Source organism: Leuconostoc sp. DB-1 (genome assembly GCF_013414845.1).
GTDB classification, from domain to species: domain Bacteria; phylum Bacillota; class Bacilli; order Lactobacillales; family Lactobacillaceae; genus Leuconostoc; species Leuconostoc mesenteroides.
Genome location: NZ_JABFNJ010000001.1, coordinates 1 through 25472 on the forward strand (window position 1 = coordinate 1; position 25472 = coordinate 25472).

22 protein-coding genes, 1 tRNA gene and 2 pseudogenes are annotated in these 25472 nt (G+C 38.0%); 21 read left to right on the top strand and 4 right to left on the bottom strand.

The window, feature by feature from the left end:
- From recR to feoB, 10 genes and pseudogenes are all read left to right on the top strand, one after another.
- Positions 1–489: recombination mediator RecR (gene recR, locus HFP47_RS00005; RefSeq protein WP_179875887.1), on the top strand; the 489-nt coding region annotated here is incomplete at its 5' end.
- A complete protein-coding gene (locus tag HFP47_RS00010) occupies positions 486–746 on the top strand; it encodes a YaaL family protein (RefSeq protein WP_011679170.1) in 261 nt (86 codons plus the stop codon). The genes recR and HFP47_RS00010, both read left to right, overlap by 4 nt.
- A 30-nt stretch (positions 747–776) precedes the next feature.
- Positions 777–1418, top strand: a complete 642-nt coding sequence (gene tmk, locus HFP47_RS00015) for a dTMP kinase (protein WP_025267709.1) — start codon at positions 777–779, stop codon at positions 1416–1418.
- Complete coding sequence (locus HFP47_RS00020; protein WP_002815926.1) at positions 1415–1744, top strand: cyclic-di-AMP receptor; 330 nt, start codon at positions 1415–1417, stop codon at positions 1742–1744. Before tmk ends, HFP47_RS00020 begins: the two co-directional genes overlap by 4 nt.
- Positions 1744–2697, top strand: coding sequence for a DNA polymerase III subunit delta (locus HFP47_RS00025; protein WP_257229669.1), 954 nt, complete (start codon positions 1744–1746; stop codon positions 2695–2697). The genes HFP47_RS00020 and HFP47_RS00025 overlap by 1 nt, the downstream gene beginning before the upstream one ends.
- Positions 2698–2726: 29 nt before the next feature.
- A complete protein-coding gene (rsmI, locus tag HFP47_RS00030; RefSeq protein ID WP_257229670.1) occupies positions 2727–3515 on the top strand; it encodes a 16S rRNA (cytidine(1402)-2'-O)-methyltransferase in 789 nt (262 codons plus the stop codon).
- Between the two features lies 1 nt (position 3516).
- Positions 3517–4248 carry an acyl-[acyl-carrier-protein] thioesterase gene (locus tag HFP47_RS00035; RefSeq protein WP_011679173.1) on the top strand — a complete coding sequence of 244 codons (732 nt, stop codon included), beginning with the start codon at positions 3517–3519 and terminating at the stop codon, positions 4246–4248.
- A gap of 28 nt (positions 4249–4276) precedes the next feature.
- Positions 4277–5269 carry a UDP-glucose 4-epimerase GalE gene (galE, locus tag HFP47_RS00040; RefSeq protein WP_002815920.1) on the top strand — a complete coding sequence of 331 codons (993 nt, stop codon included), beginning with the start codon at positions 4277–4279 and terminating at the stop codon, positions 5267–5269.
- 197 nt (positions 5270–5466) lie between these two features.
- On the top strand, positions 5467–5940 hold the full coding sequence (locus HFP47_RS00045) for a ferrous iron transport protein A (protein WP_102753418.1): 474 nt from the start codon (positions 5467–5469) through the stop codon (positions 5938–5940).
- Positions 5941–5943: 3 nt separating this feature from the next.
- Positions 5944–8056, top strand: a pseudogene (gene feoB, locus HFP47_RS00050) (ferrous iron transport protein B).
- Between the two features lie 528 nt (positions 8057–8584).
- On the opposite strand, the pseudogene HFP47_RS00055 reads toward feoB, so the two are convergent.
- Positions 8585–9549: pseudogene (locus HFP47_RS00055) on the bottom strand (LacI family DNA-binding transcriptional regulator).
- A 159-nt stretch (positions 9550–9708) separates the two neighbouring features.
- On the opposite strand from HFP47_RS00055, the gene HFP47_RS00060 reads away from it, so the two are divergent.
- The 8 genes from HFP47_RS00060 (at position 9709) to HFP47_RS00095 (ending at position 18146) form a co-directional block, all read left to right on the top strand.
- Positions 9709–11670, top strand: coding sequence for a sucrose-specific PTS transporter subunit IIBC (locus HFP47_RS00060; protein WP_179875888.1), 1962 nt, complete (start codon positions 9709–9711; stop codon positions 11668–11670).
- A gap of 52 nt (positions 11671–11722) precedes the next feature.
- Positions 11723–12988, top strand: coding sequence for a glycoside hydrolase family 32 protein (locus HFP47_RS00065; protein WP_179875889.1), 1266 nt, complete (start codon positions 11723–11725; stop codon positions 12986–12988).
- A gap of 100 nt (positions 12989–13088) precedes the next feature.
- Positions 13089–13955 (top strand): ROK family protein, encoded by an 867-nt coding sequence (locus HFP47_RS00070; protein ID WP_042251269.1) that lies wholly within the window; start codon positions 13089–13091, stop codon positions 13953–13955.
- A gap of 427 nt (positions 13956–14382) precedes the next feature.
- Positions 14383–14455 (top strand) — tRNA-Lys (locus HFP47_RS00075).
- A gap of 67 nt (positions 14456–14522) precedes the next feature.
- Positions 14523–15296, top strand: coding sequence for a D-alanyl-D-alanine carboxypeptidase family protein (locus HFP47_RS00080; protein ID WP_011679178.1), 774 nt, complete (start codon positions 14523–14525; stop codon positions 15294–15296).
- A 98-nt stretch (positions 15297–15394) separates the two neighbouring features.
- Positions 15395–16042, top strand: a complete 648-nt coding sequence (locus tag HFP47_RS00085; protein ID WP_179875890.1) for a deoxynucleoside kinase — start codon at positions 15395–15397, stop codon at positions 16040–16042.
- 69 nt (positions 16043–16111) lie between these two features.
- On the top strand, positions 16112–16900 hold the full coding sequence (proB, locus tag HFP47_RS00090) for a glutamate 5-kinase (protein WP_002815906.1): 789 nt from the start codon (positions 16112–16114) through the stop codon (positions 16898–16900).
- A 4-nt stretch (positions 16901–16904) separates the two neighbouring features.
- Positions 16905–18146 carry a glutamate-5-semialdehyde dehydrogenase gene (locus HFP47_RS00095; protein ID WP_179875891.1) on the top strand — a complete coding sequence of 414 codons (1242 nt, stop codon included), beginning with the start codon at positions 16905–16907 and terminating at the stop codon, positions 18144–18146.
- Positions 18147–18225: 79 nt separating this feature from the next.
- Here HFP47_RS00095 and HFP47_RS00100 read toward each other — a convergent pair whose 3' ends face one another.
- A complete protein-coding gene (locus HFP47_RS00100; protein ID WP_036089650.1) occupies positions 18226–19182 on the bottom strand; it encodes a nucleoside hydrolase in 957 nt (318 codons plus the stop codon).
- Positions 19183–19320: 138 nt separating this feature from the next.
- On the opposite strand from HFP47_RS00100, the gene HFP47_RS00105 reads away from it, so the two are divergent.
- Positions 19321–20331 (top strand): NAD(P)/FAD-dependent oxidoreductase, encoded by a 1011-nt coding sequence (locus HFP47_RS00105; RefSeq protein WP_011679181.1) that lies wholly within the window; start codon positions 19321–19323, stop codon positions 20329–20331.
- A 46-nt stretch (positions 20332–20377) separates the two neighbouring features.
- Here the strand turns inward: HFP47_RS00105 and HFP47_RS00110 are convergent, their stop codons facing one another.
- Together HFP47_RS00110 and HFP47_RS00115 are read right to left on the bottom strand one after the other, a co-directional pair.
- On the bottom strand, positions 20378–21247 hold the full coding sequence (locus tag HFP47_RS00110) for a DNA/RNA non-specific endonuclease (RefSeq protein WP_042251259.1): 870 nt from the start codon (positions 21245–21247) through the stop codon (positions 20378–20380).
- A gap of 75 nt (positions 21248–21322) precedes the next feature.
- Positions 21323–21976: an HD domain-containing protein gene (locus HFP47_RS00115; RefSeq protein ID WP_179875892.1), complete on the bottom strand. Its 654-nt coding sequence runs from the start codon at positions 21974–21976 to the stop codon at positions 21323–21325.
- A 257-nt stretch (positions 21977–22233) separates the two neighbouring features.
- Between HFP47_RS00115 and metG the strand changes: the two genes are divergently transcribed.
- Positions 22234–24342, top strand: coding sequence for a methionine--tRNA ligase (metG, locus tag HFP47_RS00120; protein ID WP_011679184.1), 2109 nt, complete (start codon positions 22234–22236; stop codon positions 24340–24342).
- A 108-nt stretch (positions 24343–24450) separates the two neighbouring features.
- Positions 24451–25434, top strand: coding sequence for a biotin--[acetyl-CoA-carboxylase] ligase (locus HFP47_RS00125; RefSeq protein ID WP_059442251.1), 984 nt, complete (start codon positions 24451–24453; stop codon positions 25432–25434).
- Positions 25435–25472: the final 38 nt, after the last annotated feature.

Sequence of the window (25472 nt, forward strand, 5' to 3'; positions counted from 1 at the left end):
GTGCAGGATTTTTCTAAGGCATTGATTTCCGCAAAAACTGATTTAACTTTCTGCTCTATTTGTGGTAATATTACTGCAACTGATACCGATCCATGCGTTATTTGTCGCGATCAATCACGTGATCAGTCAACTGTTTTTGTTGTCGAAAATTCACGTGATGTAATGGCGATGGAGAATACGCGAGATTATCACGGCCTATATCATGTTTTAAATGGTGTTATTTCTCCTAGTGCAGGAACAGGACCAGAGGATATTAATTTACCAAGTTTGATTCGACGTTTGTCTGAGCATGAAGAAATTAAAGAAGTAATTGTCGGCACTAACGCGAATGCTGAAGGAGAAGCTACTGCTATGTATTTAGCACGTTTACTGAAACCGGCTGGTATCGCAGTTACCCGTTTAGCACATGGTTTAGCTGTTGGATCTGATATTGATTATGCTGATGAACTAACACTCATTAAAGCAGTACAAGGACGGACAAAATTATGATATTTGGCAAGAAAAAAACTGGATTGCGCAAAGAGTATGATAGAGCACTTGTATTTCAAATTGATAAAGCAAAAATTGACTGGGATACGGCAAGAAACTCTGAAGCAGCATTACTTGATGGTCAAGTAAATTTACGGCTCATACAAGCGCAAACGGCACTGGCACGTGCTAAATTTAATTATTTATATCGTGAAGCACGTCGTCGTAAAACAGTTGGGCACATGCAAACCCATGTTTTAAAAACAGATCGTATTTAATCATTAGACAAATTACTCATAAGGACTGTTATGCCAAAACCAATATTTATATCATTCGAAGGACCTGAGGGCGCTGGAAAAACAAGTGTTCTTGAGGCATTGATTTCAGAACTAAAAACTAAACTTGGCGATAATTTGGTAACTACACGTGAGCCAGGTGGGAATCCAATTTCTGAAGCAATTAGATCGATTTTACAGCCAGAAGAAGATAATGGCATGGATAAACGAACTGAGGCGCTCTTATATACAGCTGCTCGACGTCAACATCTCGTGGAAAATATTAAACCAGCATTAGATCAAAACAAAATTGTGATATCTGACCGCTATGTTGATAGCTCACTTGCTTATCAAGGGGGCGGTCGTGGCCTGGGGATCGACAATATTTGGGAAATTAATCAATTCGCAATTGATGGTCTATTGCCCGATATGACAATTTATCTTGATGTGCCTGTTGAAATTGGTTTGGCACGCGTAAATGAGAATCGTCAGGGTAAAATTGATCGACTAGATAAAGAGAGTATTTCCTTTCATCAGAAGGTTCGAGAGACATATTTAAAACTTCAAAGTGAATTTTCTGATAGAATTAAGATAGTAGATGCTACGCAACCACTTAACAAAGTCATTGATGACACGCGGATACTCATCAACCAAATTCTGGAGGACAAATCATGAAATTAGTTACAGCAATTGTGCAAGATAAAGATACAACAAAACTCAGTAATGCTTTTGTGAAGGCAAATATTCGTGCGACACGTTTAGCCACATCAGGTGGTTTCTTAAGATCAGGAAACACAACGTTTATGATTGCCATTGAAGATGAACGAGTACCAGATGTTATGGAAATTATTAAAAAGGTTTCACAGAAACGTAAGCAATTTATGGTGCCACCTATCAGCCTGGATGCTAGTGGTGACCACGCGGGTGCTTATCCAATTGAAATTGAAGTTGGTGGTGCGACGGTATTTACTCAGAGTATTGATTCATTTGAACAGTTCTGATGTTACCAGATTTTGCAACAATTGCACAAAAAAATTATCCAGCGCAACTCGCTCATTTTAATGATTTACTGCAACAAGATAAGTTGAGTCATTTATATTTGTTTGTTGGTCCAAGCCAGTCCGCAAAACTGGCTTTTTCGCGTTATATAGCTTGGCAAGTTGTTCATGCTGATGAACGCAATGCCTTACGAATTACTGAGAATGAACATCCAGACGTACATATCACAGCGCCTATTCCGCCAGCTACTTCACTAAAAGTGGCTCAAATTCGTGATTTAACACCTGAATTTGTAACAACAGCCACTGAAAGTCCACGAAAAATATTTATTTTAGATGCGGTTGAAACACTCACAGCAAGCGCAGCAAATTCCCTGTTAAAATTCATTGAGGAGCCTTCTGGACCACAATTAATTATGATGCTTACGGAAAACATGTCCGATGTTTTACCGACGATTAGATCGCGCGCGCAAGTAGTTCAGTTAGCATCAGCTATTGCCAGTGATGATGATGGTTTAATGGACGGTGATTGGCAAAAGCAGACCCAATTAGTATTGTTTAAGTGGTTTGAGCTTATGATGCAGAGACGAATTGAAGCATTTGCATTTGTGCAGACAAAGATTATTAGTCAATTAAACGACACGAAGCAACAGCAGTTATTTTTAAATTGGTTACATGAGTTGGCCAGAGATACAATTGTTTATGGCCAGATTCCCGATGAACGATTAGCTTTTCCCAATCTAATTGGGCTATATAAAACATTACGACAGCGCTATGATATGTATCGATTGGTTAAAGCAAGTGATGAAGTATTTGCTGACGATAAATTGCGTAAAGTGAACCTATCGTTACAAGCACGGTTAGAAAAAATGACACTAGACGTCATAATCGCTCTGGGGAATAAAATGCAGCAACAAAAAAGTTTTGAAAATCAAGAGACAGGAACACTTTTTTAGTTCCAACACCTATTGGTAATTTGCAAGATATGTCGCCAAGAGCTATTGATACATTGCGCGATGTAGATATAATTGCTGCTGAAGATACACGCCACACACAACAGTTACTAAATCATTTTGCAATCACGACAAAACAAACTAGTTTCCATGAACACAACTGGCAGGCGAAAATCCCTGGCCTTATTGCAGATTTACGAAATGGAAAAAATGTAGCACAAGTTAGTGATGCGGGGATGCCTTCTATTTCTGACCCAGGTAAAGAATTAGTTGCGGCAGCTGTGGCTGAAAACTTAGCCGTCGTACCGATTCCTGGTGCAACGGCTGGTGTGACAGCATTGATTGCCAGTGGTTTAGTGCCGCAACCGTTTTATTTTTATGGGTTCTTACAACGTAAAAATAGTGAACAATTGGCAGAATTACAGCAGTTATCCACAATGCGGGATACAGTCATTTTTTATGAATCACCACATCGATTAAAGCAAACTCTAGTAAATATCCAAAAAGTAATGGGTGATGAGCGTCGTATTGTTTTAGCACGAGAGCTAACAAAACGCTATGAAGAATTTATTCGTGGAACTATTGATGAACTAGTTTCGTGGTCGCAATCAAATGAAATTCGTGGTGAATTTGTAGTAATGATCGATGGCTTTCATGGAGAAATTTCTGAACCAGATAACAGTATTGCACTGACTGTCCAAGAAGCAGTATCAGCACTGATTAAAAAGGGCTTAAAGCCTAACGCAGCAATAAAACAAATAGCAAAGGAACGAGGCCTTGATAGACAAGCAGTATATGCGGACTATCACGAGATAGAGTAGTATGAAAAAGTATGAAATAAAAAGACGTGTTGAATATTATGAAGCTGATACAACACAAAAATTATCTTTACCAATGATTTTAAATTATGCTGTCTTAGCGTCTAAATGTCAGAGTGATGAACTTGGCGTGGGGCAGGACTTCCATTTAGGTCGTGGCCTTGGCTGGATCATCTTACAATATGAAGTAATAATTAAGCGACGTCCTAAAATTGGTGAAATAATTCGTATTCAGACCTTTGCTACACAATACAATCCTTTTTTTGTTCGTCGACCATTCGTCTTTTTAGATGAAAATGATAATGAAATTATTCGTGTTGATTCTATTTGGACTATGATAGATATGACAAATCGTCGCATGGCACGTTTACCACAAGATATAATTGATCAGTATGATGCCAAAAGAGTTAAGCAAATTTCACGAATCCCTAATCCTGAGAAGTTTTCAGATGATGATCAATATACTGAAAGGGACTATCATGTGCGATACTTAGATATTGATGGTAATAAGCATGTGAACAACTCGAAGTATTTTGAATGGATGCAGGACGTTATCGCACCAGAGTATTTGTTAACCCATGAAATCACATACATTAATCTAAAATTCGAAAATGAAATTCGGCTTGGACACACGATTTTATCGCAAGTAGTTCAAAATGATAATAAATCCAAACATCGCATTATGATGGAAAATGTAATAAGTGCAGAAGCAGAGTTCAAGTGGCGGAAAATTTGATATAATAGTGTGTAGAGGAAAAAAAGATATGGCTATTTTAGTTCTTGGTGGAGCCGGTTATATCGGTTCACACATGGTTAAGCGTTTGATAGAAGCGGATCGCGACGTCGTTGTTGTTGATGCATTGTTTACGGGGCACCGCGAAGCGGTTAATCCAAAAGCAAAATTTTATCAAGTTGATATTCGTGATAAGACAGCATTGTCGGAAGTGTTTGACAAAGAAAATATCGAACAAGTTGTTCACTTTGCAGCCTTTTCAATTGTTCCAGAATCTGTAGCAAACCCACTAAAGTACTTTGATAATAATACTAGTGGTATGATTACTTTGCTAGAAGTGATGAAAGAACACGATGTTAAACAAATTGTGTTCTCGTCAACGGCAGCTACTTATGGTAATCCTGTTAATATTCCTATTAAAGAAACAGATCCGCAACGACCAATTAATCCTTATGGTGAGTCAAAGTTAATGATGGAAAAAATCATGGCTTGGTCTGATCAAGCGGATGGTGTTAAGTGGGTTGCATTGCGCTACTTTAACGTAGCTGGTGCTGCCGAAGATGGTACAATTGGAGAAGATCACGCGCCTGAAACACATTTAGTACCAATTATTTTGCAAGCCGGTTTAGGTCAACGTGAATATATTGAGATGTTTGGTGATGATTACAATACTCCTGACGGTTTCAATGTTCGTGATTATGTCCATGTGTTGGATTTGGCTGATGCTCATATTTTGGCATTGAAGTATTTAGCCGATGGAAACGATTCAAACCAATTTAACTTGGGATCTGCTACTGGATTCTCTGTTAAAGAAATGGTAGAAGCAGCTAGATCAGCTACTGGTGTTGATATTCCCGCCAAGATTGGTCCCCGCCGAGCTGGTGACCCCGATATTCTGATTGCTAATTCAGACAAAGCACGTGATGTGCTTGGCTGGGCTCCTAAGTATGATAATGTACAAGATATTATCAAAACAGCCTGGAATTGGCACAAAAACCATCCATCAGGATATAATGACAAGTAACATAATTCTTAAATATAATCCTATCAAGAGAAGTGATTCTAAGTTATTTAGAATCTTCCTTGATAGGATTTTTTTATTTATTCGAAAATAAGATGAGTTTATTGTAATTTAAAATTAATGATTGATTAATCTAAAGGGAAGTAATATACTTGTAAGTACGTAAAAAATTACAATTTAAAGATAAACGAGAAATAAATATGCAAATGTTATCTGAAATAGCTGGAAAAGGGACTTACATCATTAGAGAATTGACTGGTAGCCGGCGCTTAACCAAACGACTAGCAGAGATAGGGATTAAAGCGGGGAAAAGTATTGAAGTAATTTCTTTGCCTGATCATACTTCAGGGCTGATTATCTATTTTCAAGGGCAGCGTTTAGCGGTGAGCAATGATATTGCTAGTCAAATTAGTGTAGCACCAGCCAGTGAAATTACCACGGATCATTTTAAAACGTTATCCGATATGCCCATCAATAAACCAGGCGTAGTAGCCAAAATACTTGGTAATAAAGCATTGCGTAAGCGCTTGATGGATATGGGCATTACAAAAAATACCGTTGTTAAAATTGACCGTGTAGCGCCTTTAGGAGACCCGATAGAGTTGGTTGTCAGAGGCTATAAGTTAAGCTTAAGAAAAAGTGACGCACAACTAGTAGTATTAACAGAGATTTAGTCTATGAATAAACAATGTACAGTAGCCTTAGCAGGTAACCCAAACAGTGGGAAAACAACACTCTTTAATTTATTAACAGGTTCGCATCAACACATTGGAAATTGGCCAGGCGTTACTGTTGAAAAAAGTCAGGTCGTTTAAAAAATAATCCTGACATCATTATTCAAGATTTACCTGGAACTTATTCCTTATCAGCATATAGTCCAGAGGAAATAATCACTCGTAACTTTTTAATTAATGATAAACCTGAACAGATCATCAATGTGCTCGATGCTACAAATATTGAACGTAATCTTTATTTTAGTTTGCAATTAATGGAAACTGGTGTCCCAATTATTTTGGCTTTGAATATGTTGGATTTACTAGTAAAGCAAAGGCAATATCGAATTGATACCAAAAAATTATCTTATTTGCTTAATGTACCGGTTGTTAGTATTAGTGCGTTAAAAAAGAAAAATATCAATCAGCTGACTAAACAGGTTATTGCTAACACTGACCAGCCACAAACCTATCCACATCCAGTTTATGATAAGCGGTTGGAATCGGCATTATCCATGATTGAAGAACAGAATGATGGCATTATCGAAGCAGATCAGTTGCGATGGTATGCGATTAAGCTCTTTGAGCGTGATGAAGCAGTTGGACATTTAAAATTAACGGCACAGCAGCAAACTGAAATTGACAATATAATTGATACAGCAGAAAAATTATTTAATGATGACAGTGATAGCATAGTTGTTAATGCACGCTATGACTATATAGAACGCATCATAAACATGTGTGTAGTACGAACAAGTGATTTTTCAATGAGTATGAGTGATCGTGTTGATATGGTAGTCACTAACCGGATTCTTGCATTACCTATTTTATATTTGTCATGTGGATTGTGTATTTCTTATCGATCCAAACCATTGGAACAATAGGAAGTGATTGGGTGAATGATGTATTATTCGGGGACTTTATTCCGAATAGTGCTAATGCAATTTTAACGTATTTGCATGTTTCAGTATGGTTGAAGAGTTTAATTATTGACGGTCTTATTAACGGTATTGGGTCTGTGTTAGGTTTCTTACCACAAATTATGATGCTCTTTTTGTGCTTAAGTATTCTAGAAGACTGTGGTTACATGGCGCGAATTGCGTTTGTTATGGACCGCATTTTTCATCGTTTTAATCTTTCAGGGAAATCATTCATCCCCATGTTAATTTCAACAGGCTGTGGTGTACCAGGCATCATGTCGACACGAACGATTGAAAGTAAAAGTGATCGCCGTATGACAATTATGTTAACGACTTTTATGCCATGTTCGGCTAAGTTAACCGTTATTGCGCTGGTCAGTGGGACATTTTTTCCAGAAAATTCATGGGTTGCACCAACATCATATTTTATTAGTATTTTGACAGTTGTTGGCTCAGGTATTTTTTCGAAAAAAACAAAGCTCTTTTCAGAACCGCCAACGCCATTTGTAATGGAACTGCCTGCTTATCATTTGCCTAGTATTGGTAACGTTAGCCACAGTGTGTGGATTAAAGCACATGCCTTTATCAAAAAAGCAGGGACTATAATTTTTGCGTCATGTGTTGCCATCTGGTTTTTGTCCAATTTCAATTTTCACTTTCAAATGGTCGATCAAAACGACAGTATCTTAAGAGACATAGGTATGGTTATAGCACCTATTTTTGCACCATTAGGATTTGGTGACTGGCATGCGACCGTTGCAGTGATTGCTGGTCTAATTGCTAAGGAAAATTGTGTTAGCACATTAAACATTACTTTTGGTTCATCAAGCACTGCCTCATTTATGAGCACCTTAAGACAAACTTATTCTCCTATGGCGGGTTATTCGTTTCTTGTCTTTAACTTATTATGTGCACCTTGTTTTGCTGCCATCGGTGCTATGTATAAAGAATTTGGTGATGCACTTTGGACTTGGCGCGCGGTAATCTATCAAACCGTTGTGGCTTATATGTGTGCGCTCAGTATTTTTCAAGTGAGTGAAATCATTCAAGGTAATGTTTCGGTGTACTTTGTTGCGTTATCATTCATCGCTATTGGGTTGATGCTATATGGTATTTTTATCAAACGTGAGCGCCCGCAACAACTAGAATTGTATTAGAAAGGTCAGTCAATATGTCAACATTTATCATAGCTGCTATTATTTTTATCTTGTTTGCGTTGGTCATATACAATAAATTTTTTAAGAAAAATGCTAGTGGTAGTTGTCATGATTGTGTCGACATTGGTTGTCCGCTTGCCGATCAATCAAAAATGTTAAGAAACAAAAAAAGCAATCATTAAAACACGAAACCCCGATGAACTAACGCGTTCATCGGGGATTTTTTATTATGAGAGAATATTTGAGAGAGAAGAGAATAGTATATTCGGGAGAGAATATAAGTTTATTTATAGTCGCGGGGAGAGCGCGACTTGGCTCCCTTTTACCATGGGGTTTCGTGTTTCTGATGTGATCGCCATCAGTCATACTGCTTATATTTTTTAGTCCTCCAAAAATTTAGATTTTTTATTTGTTATATTTTAATTCAACTAGGCTTGTTGTTTGAGATAACTTGCTTTGTTGATGTTTATAATATAACGTTCTAAAATTAAATTCATGTAAACTGAAGATAAAGTGAACATTAAATGATTATTTCTCTGTTGAATCACGCACAACGAGTTCACCATCTAACACAGTACGTATAGTGTTAGATGGGTTGGTATCGCGTACAGTACAAAACAGTTCATAAATTTTTTTCCCAGTTTGGTAAAATCATATTCAAAGCTAGTTAAGTTTGGTGTAACGGTCGTACTTAAATCGGATCTACCAAATCCAATATATTGGGCATTTTGTCCAGTTGCTAAACCAGCTTGAAGAGCACCGATTGTGATGCGATCAGTCGCGCCAATAATTAAATCAAAATTTTGGGACTGCATCGCTTGTTGTGCGGCTATTTTTGCTTCTGCTATGCTGAACTTTGAATCAACGACAGTCACCTTGCTAGTTGACAGTTTTTTTCTAATATTGAGAAAACGATCATGACCAATGGCCCAATCCATTGTTTCATCAATTTTTAACAGTAAAGTATTTTGAGGATGCAGTGATGCAGCAAATTCACCGACAACGGTTCCGGCTTGCAGATCGTTCATGACTACGCGATGAAAGTTAGGTTCTTCTTGTCCTTGGATAACTACTGGTGCATCAAATTCAGTTAATGCGTTACGTAACTCGTCATTTAAATTAGCTGTTAAAACAATCAAGCCACCAACATTTTGTGTACGTAATTTTTCAATAGCAGCGAGCTCACGTTTAGTCGATTGATAGGTATTGACGATCAAGAAAGTATCATTTTCGTTTGCATCATCTAGCCCACGGAGCATTTCAACTTGGGCGGACGAATCGAGCCGAGGCACAATCACACCTATCGTGTGATTGACTTTCTGTTTTAAACTTTGTGCAAAGGTATTGGGCTGATAATTATTTTCGGTAACAACTTTGTTTATTTTTTCACGTGTTTTAGCACTGACTGGTCCGCCATTCAAATAGCGGGAGACAGTGCTTTTTGCTACTTGAGCCATATTAGCAATATCAGTTATTGTCAATTTTTTTTCCATAGACACATATTACCATGAACGCAATGAAAGCGTTGTCATTAACTTGTAATATTTAACTTAAAAAGGAGGTTGCAATTATTTCTGAAAGCGGTTACAATTAGTTTATAAATAAATGGAAACGGTTCCAAAAAACTTAAAGAAATTTAGAGGAGCAGCAAAATGGATCATAATAAAGTAGCAAAGCGTATTGCCGATGCTGTCGGCAAGGACAATATTGTAGCCGCTGCACATTGTGCTACGCGTTTACGATTGGTGATCAAAGATGTTAAAAAGATCGATCAGGATGCCTTGGACAACGATTCCGATCTTAAAGGAACATTTAACGCTAACGGACAATATCAAATTATTGTTGGACCAGGCGATGTTAATGGTGTTTACGATGAATTTGTTAAAATTACCGGTGTTGAGCAAGCTTCAACTGCTGATTTGAAAAAAATTGCAGCACAATCAGGAAAAAGAAATCCTTTGATGGATTTGGTTAAAGTATTGTCAGATATATTTGTTCCTTTGATTCCAGCTCTGGTTGCCGGCGGTCTATTGATGGCATTGAATAACATTCTAACTGGTGAGGGAATGTTTGGCGCCAAATCTTTGGTTGAAATGTTTCCGCAAATCACAGGTTTAGCAGAAATGATCAATCTGATGGCTTCTGCACCGTTTGCATTCTTGCCGATTTTGATAGGAATTACAGCAACAAGACGTTTTGGAGGAAACGAAATTCTCGGAGCAGCTGCTGGTATGATGTTAGTTATGCCTAGTTTAGTCAACGGATATAATGTTGCCGAAGCGGTTGCCACTGGGAAGATGCCAACATGGGACTTGTTTGGTTTGTCAGTTGCGCAAGCTGGTTATCAAGGTCAAGTGTTACCGGTGATCGGTGTGGCATTCATCTTAGCTAACTTGGAAAAGTTTTTCCATAAGCACTTGAAAGGTGCTATTGACTTTACGTTTACACCGATGTTGTCTATCATATTAACTGGGTTTATCACATTTATTGTTGTGGGTCCGGTATTACGAATTGTCTCTAATGGTATTACTGATAGCTTGACATGGTTGGTTACGACGTTTGGCTTTATTGGTTACGGGGTCTTTGGTACATTCTACTCTGCTATTGTTATTACTGGTTTACATCAGAGTTTTCCGGCAATCGAAACACAGTTGTTGGCAGATGTTGCTAAAACAGGTGGTGATTTCATTTTCCCTATTGCCGCTGCATCTAACGTGGCACAAGGAGCTGCAACATTTGCTATTTATTTCTTAAGCAAAGGGGATGAAAAAGTACGGGCATTGGCTTCATCATCAGGTGCTTCAGCCATGCTGGGTATTACTGAACCAGCAATGTTTGGTGTTAACTTAAAATATAAGTTTCCATTTTTCATCGCTCTGGGATCAGCAGGAATTTCAAGCTTAGTAATGGGATTGTTCCAAGTGATGTCATCGTCGCTGGGACCAGCTGGTATAATTGGCTTTATTGCTATTCCAGCTAACAAATGGGTAGGATTCTTCATCGCCATTGCGTTATCATTCGTGATTGCTTTTACAGCAACCCTAGCTTACGGTCGTTCACACATGCCAGTTTCTAAGTCAGGTAATAGACCAGCAAATCCAGTAGTTACTGAACATGAAGCAGGTTTTGAGGTCGATGCACCTGTTTCAGGTCATTTAATACCGTTAGCTGATGTCCCAGATAATGTTTTCTCAACTGGAATGATGGGCAAGGGTGTAGCAATCGAACCGAGTGATGGTACGATTTACGCGCCGGCCGATGGTGAAATTACAGTAGCTTATCAAACAAAACATGCCTATGGATTGACGACGGATGATGGGGTTGAGATATTAATTCATATTGGCTTAGATACGGTTAATCTTGAAGGTCAGGGATTTGAAACCTTTGTAACGCAAGGACAAAAAGTTAAAAAAGGTGATAAATTAGGTACCTTTGATACGAATACTATCAAAAAAGCTGGATATCCTGTTACAACTATGGTCATTATCACGAACACAAAAGCATTTAATGATGTTGCGGTAGATAAAGCTTTCGATAATGATATCCAAGCAGGCCATCAGATTATAACGGCCATACCAAAAACTAGTGATTCAGCTGTTGGTGCGCCAGCATAAATACAAAAAAGGGGAAAACGTATTTATCAAGAATACGCAACTAAAATAATTCATGCTTATTAAAGATGACATCAATCATTTTGAAAAATATCATTTATATCCAACACAAGGATTGTTGAATGATCCAAATGGACTTATATATTTTAAAGGACAATATCATGTGTTTTTCCAATGGAATCCACATGCTTGTAACCACAAATATAAGGAATGGGGACATTTTGTTTCAAACGACTTGAAAACATGGACTCGTTTAGAAACAGCTTTAAAGCCTTCACTTCCAGACATGGACTCAGCTGGAATATATTCTGGTACAGCATTTGTTAAAGATGATAAGTTATATGTCTTCTATACAGGTAATGTTCGCGATGAATCTGGCCGAAGTGTGGCGTCTCATCAAATGTGGGCCGTTAGTGAGGATGGGATTCACTTTGAAAAACTTGGTGAACTATTCCCTCATCCAGAAGGTTTTACAAAAGATGTTAGAGATCCTAAAGTTTGGCAGGGGAGAAACGGGCGATACTATTTGATGGTAGGTGCACGATCAAATGAAAGTATAGGTGACATTCTTATTTATGAATCGGAAAACTTTAGTCAGTGGCAATTACATGGTTCGTTAATTGAAGGTGAATTAACTGATATTCGTGGCTATATGATTGAATGTCCAGATTTAATTGAGATAGATGGTAAGCAAATTTTAATGTTTTCACCGCAAGGATTACCAGCGGATAAAGAGAACTATCGCTATCAAAACATTCATAACACAGGTTATGTTGTCGGTACTTTTGATGAAGAGACGTTGCATTTTAAACCAGAAACTTCCTTTAAAGAAGTTGACAAGGGATTTGAATTTTATGCGCCACAAACCATGCATACCAATGAGGGCCGTAAAATAATGTGGGGATGGGCTGGTATGATGACACCAGAACGTGAAGCTTCGACTCCAACGATTGCTAGCAACAATTGGGTTCATGTGTTAACGATTCCACGCGAATTACACGTGACGTCGGACAATCTTTTGACACAGACACCTATTTCAGAAATTTTGCATACAAAACCTTTGACGAACTTTGGTGCTGTTAATGTAGGTCAATATACAATTGATTCTCACGACAATTGGACATTATCTTTTGGTGAAAATATGACTTTAGTTCGAAACAAAAATCAACTTATATTATCACGTCGTCAGTGGGAAAATGGTGAAATTGAAAAAAGGCAGGTTGTAGGAGATATTAATCACACATTATTAATTGTTGACACAGACATTATTGAAGTGTTTACAAACAATAATCAATCAGTCATGACGGCACGTTATTTTTAAGCATTGAAAATATTTGTGTAAACGATTACAATGTAATTGTAGTAACTGGTTAACGTCTAACACAAACACGATAATTTCGTGAAGAAGGAGCAATTAAATCATGGGTTTATTAGGAGCAATTGAAGCAGGTGGAACGAAGTTTGTGGTCGCTGTTGCGGATCACGATTATAATATTGTTGAGAGAACATCATTCCCTACACTTGATGGTCAAAAAACAGTAGAGCAAGTCATCGCTTTTTTTGATAAGTTTGACGACATCGACGCAATTGGTATTGCAGCTTTTGGACCAATTGACATTGTAGAGGAATCAACAACATATGGTCACGTTCTAGATACACCAAAACGCGGGTGGTCAGGATATGATTTTCTGGGTGCAATGAAAGACTGGCGTGATATTCCTTACTATTGGACTACTGACGTTAATGGCGCAGGATGGGCTGAGTTTGAAACTGGTGCAGCTAAAGATGTTAATAACATGGTTTATTTGACAGTTGGTACTGGTGTAGGTGCAGGAATTGTCTCTGGTGGCAAGTTAGTTGCTGGATATGGACATCCTGAAGCAGGACATATTTTCTTACAAAAGCATCCTCTTGATAAATATGAAGGTCATTGCCCATTCCATGGCGATAATTGTTTGGAAGGCTTAGCTGCTGGTCCAGCAATTGAAGAGCGTTGGGGACGTAGTGCGAAGGAAATTCCAGACGATGATGTTGCCTGGAAGATTGAAGCCTTCTATCTTGCGCAAGCAGCCCTTGATTATACAATGATTTTACGCCCTGAAAAAATTGTTTTTGGTGGCGGTGTACCTCATCGTGAAATCTTATTCCCATTAATTCGCGAAAGTTTTGCTGAGCAAATGAGTGATTATTTAGCAGTTCCTGATTTGGATGAATACATCGTACCCGTTGCTAATGGCGATAATGCTGGCATCTTGGGTTGCTTCTATTTGGCAAAAACATTACTTTAATTTTCAATTTATCCTCAGTTTACGTGAGTTTAATTTTAGAACGTTATATTATAAACATCAACAAAGCAAGTTATCTCAAACAACAAGCCTAGTTGAATTAAAATGTAACATTCGATAAATTTATAATCTGGAGGATTGGACAGTATAAGCGGTATAACTGATGAGCATCACATCAGAAACACGAAGCCTCACGGCAAAAGGGAGCCAAGTCGCGTTCTCCCGCGCGACTATAAATAACTCATATTCTCTCCCGAATATACTATTCTCTTCTCTCTCAAATATTCTCTCTCATAATAAATATCCCCGGTGAACGCGTTAGTTCATCGGGGCTTCGTGTTTCTAGTAGAATTTTTATGATAATTAGATATTATGTTGCACGATATTTAAAAATATGATAATATATTTTATGTTGTGAAATACGAAAAATGGTCAGCTAGCTCAGTTGGTAGAGCAACGGACTCTTAATCCGTGGGTCCAGGGTTCGAGCCCCTGGCTGACCACTATATGAAACCAGCAAACTTTGTTTGCTGGTTTTTATTTTAATTTTAAATATCGAGGAGAGGAAGAATGCAACGGAATGTCGGGAAGAAGCTTAAAAAGCATCTGCTTTTAATTGTGTTGGTTATTATGCTGATTGTTGTGGTTGTTATTTGTTTTTTTAATACTAAACAACCAATCAAGAACACTGGAAAGATCGCTAAGACGTCTTCTGTAAAAAAAGTAGATGATTTACCAAAAGGTGTAAAAACGACAGATTGGAATTTAGTATTAGTCAATAAAAATCATTCCTATCAGACAGAATTGAACTTTACGAAGGTTACTGTCGATAGTAAACAAATTGATCAACGAATCGCACAAGCCCTTGCAAATTTTCGTTCAGCAGCTCAAAAGGCTGGTTACGCGACAACCTTAGTATCGGGATATCGTTCCATTGCATATCAAACCACTGTGTATAACAATTCAATTAGTCAATATGAATCAAATGGGATGAGCGCGACAGAGGCCAAAAGACTGACTGAGTCCGTAATTCAGGTACCAGGATCCTCGGAACACCAAACGGGACAAGCAGTTGATTTAGCAGGTAATGATGCCTTGGCTGCATATCCCTCATTAGAAGCAGGTATGGATAAATTCAAATCACAGCAGTGGTTGATGAAACACGCACCGGAATATGGATTTATCCTACGTTATCCGAGTGATAGTCAGTCTATAAAGGAGACGGGGATTGACTATGAATCTTGGCACTTTAGATACGTTGGTGTGTCCAATGCAACATATATTACTAATCATCACCTCACGCTAGAAAAATATATTCAAACTTTGAAAAAGGCGGGTAGATGATACAATATTTGACCATCAAAACAATTGCTCAGCAGGAATAATGTAATTTTGATATACTATATTAGTAATATTTTTATTTGAAACTAAGGAGAAATGGCATGATTGTACTATCAGGCACCATCGGCGCTGGCAAAACGAGTTTAACGAAAATGTTGGCAAAACATTTAGATTCACAGGCGTTTTATGAAAGTGTTGATGATAATCCAATTTTGCCATTATTTTACCAAAAACCTAAAAAATATGGTTTTTTGCTGCAAATTTATTTTTTAAACAAAAGGCTAGAACAAATAAAAAGAGCCCAAGTGGATGCCAAAAATATTTTAGATCGTTCTATTTTTGAAGATGCTTTACTATTCCAATTGACAGCTGATTTGAATCGCGCAACGCAAACTGAGGTAGATATATATCAGTCATTGGTTAATAATATGATGGCTGAAATTCCTGGTAGTGCAACGTCTAAGGATCCTGATTTATTAATTCATGTTCGTGTTAGTTTTGATACTATGCTCGCAAGAATCAAAAAGCGTGGTCGTTCATTTGAGCAAGTTGAAGCAAATCCGGGATTATATGACTACTACAAAGAACTTAATTCACGTTATGATGATTGGTTTGCGGCGTACGACCGATCACCAAAAATCCAGATTGATGGTGACCATTTTGATTTTGTGGAAAATGAAGAGTCAGGTGCAAAAGTCTTGGACATGATTGATACTAAACTAGCACAAACTGGTGTACTATCATTTTGAGAAATCCCGAAACTTTTGAAGTTAGGGATTTTTTTGATATAATAATTAAAATTAACTAAGGAACATATAATGAATAGTTGGCATAGAATTGTTGTTAAAGTCGGCACGAGCACAATTGTTAATCGTGATGGGCAAATTAATTACCCAGTCGTCAATCGGTTGGCACAAACACTTTCCAGTTTACAAAAATCTGGTCACGAAATTTTATTAGTTACATCTGGGGCAATCGGTGTGGCATTGGATCAGATGAATCTAGAAAAACGACCACAAGAAATTCCACAACAGCAAGCATTAGCTGCCATTGGTCAGGGATACTTGATGTCATTGTACAATCAAAGTTTTGCATTCTATCAACAATTAATTGGACAAGTTTTATTGACGTATGATGTGTTCGACAATAAAGCGATGCTTGAAAACACAATGAATGCCATTGAAATGATGTTTTCACAGCACATCATTCCCATTGTTAATGAAAATGATGTGATTGCAGTTGATGAGCTTGACCATCAACATTCATTTGGCGATAATGACCGCTTAGCTGCTATTGTGACACGTGAAATTGGTGCCGATGGATTAATTATTTTGAGCGATGTCGACGCGTTGTATACGGCTAATCCTAATATTGATGAATTTGCACAAGCCATTGATAAGGTAACGAAAATTACCGATGATATTCGTATGAGCGCCACCGGATCAACTTCTGGTTTAGGAACAGGTGGAATGAGCACAAAACTTGCTGCTGGTGAATTTGTGATGAAAAATGGTGGTAAAATGGTGTTAATTAATGGTAATAATCCAGCCTTGATTTTAGAAGTAATAGCTGGTAAAACGGTGGGAACATTATTTCAAGGAGAATGAGTCTATGAACGCAGTGGAAGAAATTGGTAAGCGTGCCAAATTAGTGACTTCTGATGTCGCTAATTTGTCAGTAGATATTCGTAATCAAATATTATTGGATATGTCGTCAGCCCTGGTAGCTAACTGGCAAGAAATTGTGGCAGCTAATAAAAAAGATTTGGACGCGGCTACGCAGCTCTCGGGGCCAATGCGTAATCGATTGACGCTTGACCAAAAAACAATTGGCGGTATTGCAGCGTCGCTGTCAGCGGTCGCTAAGTTAGCTGATCCTTTGGCAGGTCCATATGACAATTGGAAAAATCATACAGGATTTAAAATTGTTAAAAAAACAGTGCCACTAGGGGTTGTGGCGATGATATTTGAGGCGCGCCCGAATGTGACCGTAGATGCTGCCGCATTAACCTTTAAATCAGGTAATGCAGTTATTTTACGCGGTGGTAAAGAGGCTATCGAGTCAAATATTATCTTAACGAATATTTTGCGTAATGTGTTACGTAAACACAATTTAAACCCAGATATAATACAGTTAATCACGGATACAACACATGATTCAGTCAACACATTACTAAATTTGCGTGACTATGTTGATGTATTAATTCCGCGTGGTTCAGGTCAGTTTATTGATTTTGTTGTAAAAAATGCAACGGTACCGGTTATTGAAACTGGCGCAGGTAACACACATATATTTGTGGACGAGAGTGCCAAGCAGGATGAGGCTATTCGTGTCATTCATAATGCCAAAACACAAAAACCAGCAGTTTGTAATGCTGCCGAAAAACTATTAATTCATGAGGCAATTGCGGGTGAATTTTTACCAAAAATTGTCGATGATTTATTGGCTGCTGGTGTAGAGTTGCGCGGGGACCAAAAAGCCCGTAGTATAGATAGTCGAGTAATTGGCGCAAGTGCTGAAGATTGGGATACTGAGTATAACGATTTAATTATGGCTATAAAAATTGTTCACAATAACGATGAAGCAATTACCTGGATTAATGACCACACAACCCATCACTCAGAAACAATTATCAGTGAAGATCTTAATCATGTTACTGATTTTATGAATACTGTTGATGCTGCTGTTGTTTATCAGAATGTTTCAAGCCGATTTACTGATGGTTTTGAATTTGGATTTGGCGCAGAAATTGGTATCTCTACACAAAAGCTTCATGCGCGTGGCCCAATGGGACTAAGTGCGTTAACCACAATTAAGTATGAAGTATTCGGTGAAGGACAAATTAGAGAATAAGCACAGTATTTTTGACCCAAAAAAATGATCCACGATACGGACAACTAGGTTTGGTGTCGTATCGTGGATCATTTTTATGTTATTGAAGCACAGTTAGCATTAGATTTTGAAAATCATGAACAAATCTTTTTGAATCAACTAAAACAGCAGCTTTAGTAGTTGTTGGGACCAAAAGTTTCTCTTTATCACCGATTGTGCGGCCATAATCGCCACTTTCTTTATCGTATGTTACCCGCATTGCTAAGGCAATTGATGTAACATAGCTAGGATCGATTCCAACAGCAACTGCTAGTGGATCGTGGAGGGCAGCACCATTTTTATTGATGTTTAAGTTAGCATACGCATCAATATAGAAATCCATTAAGTCAGCAAATTTTTCTCCGGCTAAGGTTCCTAGTGTACGCCATGCTGCAGTTTCTTTTTTCGTTAGCAGCGTGCGGAGGGTAACATCAAGGCCAACCATTGTTAGGTTTTGCTGATGAACGAAAGCAAAGTCAGCCGCTTCAGGGTCTTGGTGAATGTTTGCTTCGGTAAAAGGCGTTACGTTACCTGGTACAGTTAAAGCACCGCCCATTAGCGTTGTATTACCAATCAAGGTAGCCACGTCATTATCTTTTTCAATCGCTGCAGCCAAATTGGTGAGAGGCCCAGTTGGAATAAAAATTAGGTTTTCTTTATATTGATGAGCAGATTCAATTAAAAAATCAACAGCTGATTGGGTTTCGATTTGTCTTGGTGAAGTTTCTAAGGTGATTTCACCTACGCCATTTTTACCGTGAATAAGCTGTGAAATAGGCATAACTTCAAAATTATTGGTTGTACTTGAATGACTAGCACCAATAAATACAGGGACATCGTCAGCACCAAGTAAATGTAATAAATTCAGTGAGTTTTGTGCGGCCGTTTCAACAAGTGTGTTACCATAACTAGAGATAATACCAATCAAATCGACATTTGGATCAGCTACAGCGTAGGCGAGCGCCAGAGCATCATCCACGCCAGTATCCAGATCAAGAATCATTTTTTTAGTAGCCATAAATTGTAATTATGTGCAGACGCACATTTCCTCCAAATTGTAATATATATTAATTATAACGGACGAAAACTATTTTTGTTTTAAATTAACGCAATGTTAGAATGACGTTGCAATAAAGTAAAATCGGAGAATATTTAAATGACAGAGTTATATGATGTAGCAATCATAGGTGGTGGACCAGTTGGTATGTTTACAGCTTTCTATGCCGGATTACGTGATACTAAAGCAGTTCTAGTTGAAAGTTTAGCAACACTCGGCGGACAAGTGACATCGTTATATCCTGAGAAAAAAATTCTTGACGTTGCTGGATTCACAGGAATTAAAGGATCAGCATTGATTGATTCATTGGATGAACAAATGAAGTTATTTCCAATTGATATCAAAACCTCAACAACTGTGACTAATGTGACGAAAACAAACGACTTATTCACAGTGACCATCAACAATGGTTCGTCATTTCAGGCTAAAACAATCATCATCACAACAGGTAAAGGCTCTTTTGAACCACGCAAGATGCAGGTGTCCGGCGTTGATCAATTGGTTGGCCAAGGTATTCACTATTTTGTAACGAATAAACATGATTTTGATAACCATGATGTAGCGATTGCTGGTGGTGGTGATTCAGCTATTGATATGGCTACGATGCTTAATGAATTTACCCATTCTACAAGAATTATTCACCGCCGGGATCAATTTCGTGCAATGGAGCAAAGTGTGAAACAACTGAGCCAATCATCCGTTATCAAAGAAACGCCGAAGAAAGTATCACAGATTGAAAAACAAAGTGATGGTAAATTGAAAATTACGTTAGCGCAAGTGAAGAATGATCAGGTAACTAATGATATTTGTGTTGATGATTTAATTATTAATTATGGTTTTATTTCGGAAAATAAAATTGTGCATGGTTGGGATATACAACCAGAAAATGAAGGACAAGCGTTTTCCGTCGACCAAGCAATGCAGACGACGATACCCGGCGTTTTTGCTATTGGGGATGCTAGCCATTATGAGGGGAAAGCAGATTTAATTGCTGTTGGATTTGGTGAAGCGCCAACAGCAGTTAATGCTGCAATTCGATTTTTTGATCCACAGCGACGTGGCCCCGGCCATTCGAGTTCAATGGTTATTCAAGATGGAAAACTTATATAAGTAAAAAAGTAGTAGATGAGTATATCATCTACTACTTTTTTAAAAGCTACTTAGCGGAATCTAAAACAGTTGCTTTTCCTGTAGCATAATCAATTTGAATACCTGGCTGTACGTTGAAAATCCAATAGTTTAAGTTCAGTGTTTTGCCGTTGTCTTCAACTGATTTAGCCATATAGTGAACACCACGAGCAAGCCGTTCGTTGCCAACATAAAGTGGCGTGACCTGTGCACGGACCGTAATAGTTGGATTGTTTTGGATAGCATTGCGAATATCATTTTCAGGGACGAGCTGACCTGGATAGGCATTTTCAACACGTGTACCCGTAATCATATTTTCTGTGACCATAGTGGGTAACCCGAAAAATTGATAGCCCACAATGTGAGATTTATTCCAAAGCGCTTGCATACCATTGCCCAATTTAACGTTAGGGTTATCATGATAACCACCGACCCACTTAGTACCATCGTAGCGATCGTTAATAAACCAACCGGATGGGCGGACAGTGTAAGGAATACGATCCGGCCGTTTAGTAACTTTTGATATGGCCGACTTACTGGCCACGAAATTTCCTTGTTGCGAACGGCCTAACGAATCAAGAGCTGAGAGGCTTAACCCATCAACTGGATTGAGCTTAGATGCTTGACTTGGGAAAGTTTCTTTCATTTGATCGTCTGTGAAGGTTGCTTTATTGTTGTTGACATGAACGATGTCACCATCTAGCGTTCCATCCCATTTTAAGTTGAGCAGGGCCTGATCAGATTGGGCAGTTACTGTTGGATGAGATGTTTCAGTAGAAGTATTTGTCGATTCGTAGTTTTGCCACAAATAAAATCCGGCAACAACAATTAGAATAAGAAGGGATAGTATCTTATTTTGTGGTTTGCTTTTGCGTCTATAAGTGCGTTTTCGTGCCATGATTCTCTCTCTTTCAAGTTCTTATATCATAACATTTATGCTACGCCAAAACATCAACAAAAACGATAATAGAAATCAGCGTTCCAGTTCCCACTCGGCTTTGAATTGCGCTAAGAATGATAGCATGAACTGTTGACGACTTTCAGAAATTTTGCGTGCTGTGTCTGTATTTAATTTGTCCTGAATAAGTAATGATTTTTCATAAAAATGGTTAATTGTCGTACTTTTTTGATTGCGATAATCAGTTTTATTTTGTGGTAAATGTGGTTGAATTTCTGGATCATATAATACACGATTTTTTACCGCACCATAAGTAATTGCTCGTGTGATGGCGATAGCTCCCATAGCCTCTAAACGATCAGCATCTTGTACAATTTGTCCATTGATATTGAGCTCTTGAGTACCTTCTAGTGACTTAGACCAAGACATATTGTCGATGATATAGGTGATTTCTTCTATCATTTCTGGATGAACGCCGATAGATAGAAGAAACGAAATCATATTATTTTTTGCTGCAAGAATATCTTCTTGACTATCGTATAATTTATCATCATAGACGTCATGCAGCAATGCGGCAGCACGTACAACAAAAGCATCTGCTTTTTTCTCATGGGCAAGAATCTTGTTAGCTAGTGCAAGGACGCGATTAATGTGATCAATGCTGTGTCCAGTATTATCTTTAGTGAGTGCGTCTTTCATATAACGATTAATCATTTCAAGTTGATCCATTTTAATTTCCTTTAAGTTTTATTTCGATTGCTTATTAATTAGTTTAAACTAATTAATAAGCAATCGCGTTTAAAAGTTGGATTAATTCGTAAAAGTTTCAATATATCATAAATAATAACTTGAGTCTCTATGAAAAATTATTGATTTTAGTTATAATTATTTTAATATAACTTTACCTCATACGGTAAAAATCATGCTTAACGTAGAAAGAGACGATTCTTTTATTGTGAGTGTTTTAAAGAAAGAGGAAGACTCATATGTCAGAACCAAATAATATTTTGTTTAATACCGGAAATCACACTGATTCGGCTGTCATTTATGACAAGTTTTCAAAGGCAGAACAGCAATTTTCAGTAAAAAAGGATAAGACCTTTTATATTACCACGCCAATTTACTATCCGTCTGGTAAGTTGCAGTTGGGAAACACTTACACAACGGTGCTCGCTGATGCAGCAGCACGATACCACCGATTACTGGGTGAAGATGTTTATTTTTTAACAGGTACAGATGAACATGGATTGAAAATTCAACAAAAAGCTGAGGCTGCGGGTATATCTGAAATAGATTTTCTTGATGGTATGGCGAAGCAAATTAAAGACTTGTGGAAGCTAATGGATATTTCATATGACGATTTTATTCGCACTACAGAAGATCGCCATGAAAAAGCAGTCGCTAAAATCTTTACGCAATTACTAGAAAATGGGGATATTTATAAAGGTGAGTATGAAGGTTGGTACTCTGTTTCTGATGAAGAGTACTTTACAGAATCTCAATTAGCCGAAGTCTATCGTGATGACGCAGGCAAAGTAATTGGTGGGAAAGCACCATCAGGGCATGAAGTTGAGTTAGTTAAAGAAGAAGCATACTTCTTCAAGATGAGTAAATACGCTGATTGGTTACTTGATTATTACAAAACACATCCAGAGTTTATTCAGCCAGAAGCTCGAATGAATGAGATGATTAATAATTTCATTGCACCAGGTCTGGAAGATTTAGCGGTAACACGTACATCATTTGACTGGGGTATTTCAGTACCAGGGGATGAGAAGCATGTGATTTACGTTTGGATTGACGCATTAGCTAACTATATTACTGCTCTAGGTTATAATTCGGACGATACAACCCTATTTGATAAGTTCTGGCCTGCAAACGTTCAACTTGTTGGAAAAGAAATCGTTCGTTTCCATACTATTTATTGGCCAATTATGTTGCATGCATTGGGATTAGAGTTGCCTAAATCAGTTGTAGGTCATGGTTGGCTTGTGATGAAAGACGGTAAGATGTCTAAATCAAAGGGTAATGTAATCTATCCTGAAGTGCTTGAAGAACGCTATGGTCTAGATGCAGTTCGCTATTATTTATTGCGTTCAATGCCATTTGGTAATGATGGTGTATTTACACCTGAAGATTTTGTGGCGCGTGTTAACTATGATTTAGCTAATGATTTAGGTAATTTGTTGAATCGTACAGTAGCCATGATTAATAAGTATGTGGATGGGGTTATTCCCGAGCTACTAACAGGTAAGACTTCTTTTGATGAAGACTTGGTTCGAACTGTAGAAGATGCCATTGTTGAATACAACAAAAACTTTAAAGAATTACGTACTGCTGACGCACTTGAAAGTGTTTGGAAAATCATCCGTCGTGCAAATAAGTATATTGATGAGACACAACCATGGGTGTTGGCAAAAGATGAAAATGAAAAGGAAGTTTTGTCTAGCGTAATGGCTCATTTAGCTGGTGCATTACGGGTTACTGCTGTTTTGTTACAGCCAGTATTAACACAAGCACCAAAGAAGATTTTTGATCAATTAGGATTAGATTATTCTGACAAAGGTGTTGCTATTGCAGGTTTGACTTTCAGTAAGTTACCAACTGGCGGTCATGTTGTCAAGAAGGGTGAACCAATTTTCCCACGCCAAGACGTTGAAGAAGAAGTGGCCTTTATTTCAGGACTAGTTTCAAAAGATACCAAAGGTAAAGGGCGTGCGGTTAAAGAGGCAGCAAAAGAAGCAGCTCAGGTGGCGCCATCTAAGGATTTGATTACTTATGATGATTTCGATAAAGTTGAAATCTTGGCTGCTAAAATTACGGCAGGAGAAATTGTTGCTAAATCTGAAAAATTGTTAAAGTTTACGCTTGATGATGGATCAGGGAAGCCACGCCAAATTTTGTCGGGTATTCGTAAATGGTATTCAGACCCTGCTGCTTTGGTGGGTAAAACGGTTGCTATTGTTGCCAATATGAAGCCACGAAAAATGGCTGGTGAACTTTCTGAAGGGATGATTTTGTCGGCTGAGAAGAATGATATTGTTACTGTAACGATATTGCCGGATTCAATTGAACCGGGTTCAGGAATTGAATAATAAAAGAGCAGCTCTTCGGAGTTGTTTTTTTATTTGATTTGACGAAAGGACAATTGTTAACTAAAATTAACTATAAAGTAAACATTGTGATAATAGTGGAGGAAAGTGATGAGTACAGCTGATAAACTGTTAGCTTTGTTGGTTAATACAGCAGGCGAGTGGGTGTCTGGTGAAGCAATTGCGCAACAGTTAGGGATTACCCGAACTTCTATATGGAAGTCTGTTAAAAAGCTTGAGTCTCAAGGACATCTCATCGAGAGTGTTCGTGGGCAAGGATATCGATATGTAGAGGGCGCTAAAATTTCTGCTGTTGGCATTAAAAAGTATTTAAAATCAGATGTGGATCTGAAAGTCTTTGACACGATTGACTCGACTAATGTGTATGCTAGAGAGAAGCTTTCTTCTGGCGAAATTACTAAAAATACGGTTATTGTTAGTGAAAGCATGTCGGCGGGAATTGGTCGATTAGGAAGAAAGTTTTTTTCGCCGAAAAATACGGGTATGTACGTCACTTTTGCTTTGCCACTACCTGTGGAGACGATAGTAAACCCCGGCCGATTAACTACTAGTACCGCAGTAGCTGTCTCAAAAATGGTTAAAGAAGTATTTGATATCGATATTCAGTTTAAGTGGGTCAACGACTTATTGTACAATAACAAGAAAGTTGGTGGTATTTTGACCGAAGCCATTACGGACTTTGAAAGTCAACAGTTTTCATCTTTAGCTGTGGGTATTGGTATGAATCTTGCCACGCCTGATGGTGGATTTCCAGATGAAATTTCTCAAAAAGCAGGTGCGCTGACTGATGAAATGGCTGTATCAAGAAATGAAGTTGTAGGTTCTTTAATTAATCACTTTTTTGATATGTACCAGGATTATCAGGACGGGCATTATATACCGCAATATCGCAAAAAGGTGGTTGGTGTTGGACAATCAGTAGAACTAAAGCGTGGTCAGGTGAACTTAACGGGGATAATTAGAGAAATCGATAATGATGGTTGCCTCGTGCTTGATACGAAGCGGGGCATAGAGCGCATTAATTCTGGTGAAATTACTAAATTACTGTTGCCAAATAATGAATACCAGGGTTAGACACTAAAAAAGCAACTACACAGACTGTAGTTGCTTTT

Bases quoted from the DNA above. Each gene is read 5' to 3' on its own strand.
- HFP47_RS00110 (WP_042251259.1), bottom strand. From the start codon at position 21,247: ATGGCACGAAAACGCACTTATAGACGCAAAAGCAAACCACAAAATAAG.
- tmk (WP_025267709.1), top strand. From the start codon at position 777: ATGCCAAAACCAATATTTATATCATTCGAAGGACCTGAGGGCGCTGGA.
- HFP47_RS00025 (WP_257229669.1), top strand. From the start codon at position 1,744: ATGTTACCAGATTTTGCAACAATTGCACAAAAAAATTATCCAGCGCAA.
- HFP47_RS00095 (WP_179875891.1), top strand. From the start codon at position 16,905: ATGAACGCAGTGGAAGAAATTGGTAAGCGTGCCAAATTAGTGACTTCT.
- HFP47_RS00065 (WP_179875889.1), top strand. From the start codon at position 11,723: ATGCTTATTAAAGATGACATCAATCATTTTGAAAAATATCATTTATAT.
- HFP47_RS00105 (WP_011679181.1), top strand. From the start codon at position 19,321: ATGACAGAGTTATATGATGTAGCAATCATAGGTGGTGGACCAGTTGGT.
- galE (WP_002815920.1), top strand. From the start codon at position 4,277: ATGGCTATTTTAGTTCTTGGTGGAGCCGGTTATATCGGTTCACACATG.
- HFP47_RS00080 (WP_011679178.1), top strand. From the start codon at position 14,523: ATGCAACGGAATGTCGGGAAGAAGCTTAAAAAGCATCTGCTTTTAATT.
- HFP47_RS00125 (WP_059442251.1), top strand. From the start codon at position 24,451: ATGAGTACAGCTGATAAACTGTTAGCTTTGTTGGTTAATACAGCAGGC.
- HFP47_RS00020 (WP_002815926.1), top strand. From the start codon at position 1,415: ATGAAATTAGTTACAGCAATTGTGCAAGATAAAGATACAACAAAACTC.
- HFP47_RS00045 (WP_102753418.1), top strand. From the start codon at position 5,467: ATGCAAATGTTATCTGAAATAGCTGGAAAAGGGACTTACATCATTAGA.
- HFP47_RS00010 (WP_011679170.1), top strand. From the start codon at position 486: ATGATATTTGGCAAGAAAAAAACTGGATTGCGCAAAGAGTATGATAGA.
- metG (WP_011679184.1), top strand. From the start codon at position 22,234: ATGTCAGAACCAAATAATATTTTGTTTAATACCGGAAATCACACTGAT.
- HFP47_RS00070 (WP_042251269.1), top strand. From the start codon at position 13,089: ATGGGTTTATTAGGAGCAATTGAAGCAGGTGGAACGAAGTTTGTGGTC.
- proB (WP_002815906.1), top strand. From the start codon at position 16,112: ATGAATAGTTGGCATAGAATTGTTGTTAAAGTCGGCACGAGCACAATT.
- HFP47_RS00085 (WP_179875890.1), top strand. From the start codon at position 15,395: ATGATTGTACTATCAGGCACCATCGGCGCTGGCAAAACGAGTTTAACG.
- HFP47_RS00100 (WP_036089650.1), bottom strand. From the start codon at position 19,182: ATGGCTACTAAAAAAATGATTCTTGATCTGGATACTGGCGTGGATGAT.
- HFP47_RS00035 (WP_011679173.1), top strand. From the start codon at position 3,517: ATGAAAAAGTATGAAATAAAAAGACGTGTTGAATATTATGAAGCTGAT.
- HFP47_RS00060 (WP_179875888.1), top strand. From the start codon at position 9,709: ATGGATCATAATAAAGTAGCAAAGCGTATTGCCGATGCTGTCGGCAAG.
- HFP47_RS00115 (WP_179875892.1), bottom strand. From the start codon at position 21,976: ATGGATCAACTTGAAATGATTAATCGTTATATGAAAGACGCACTCACT.
- rsmI (WP_257229670.1), top strand. From the start codon at position 2,727: ATGTCGCCAAGAGCTATTGATACATTGCGCGATGTAGATATAATTGCT.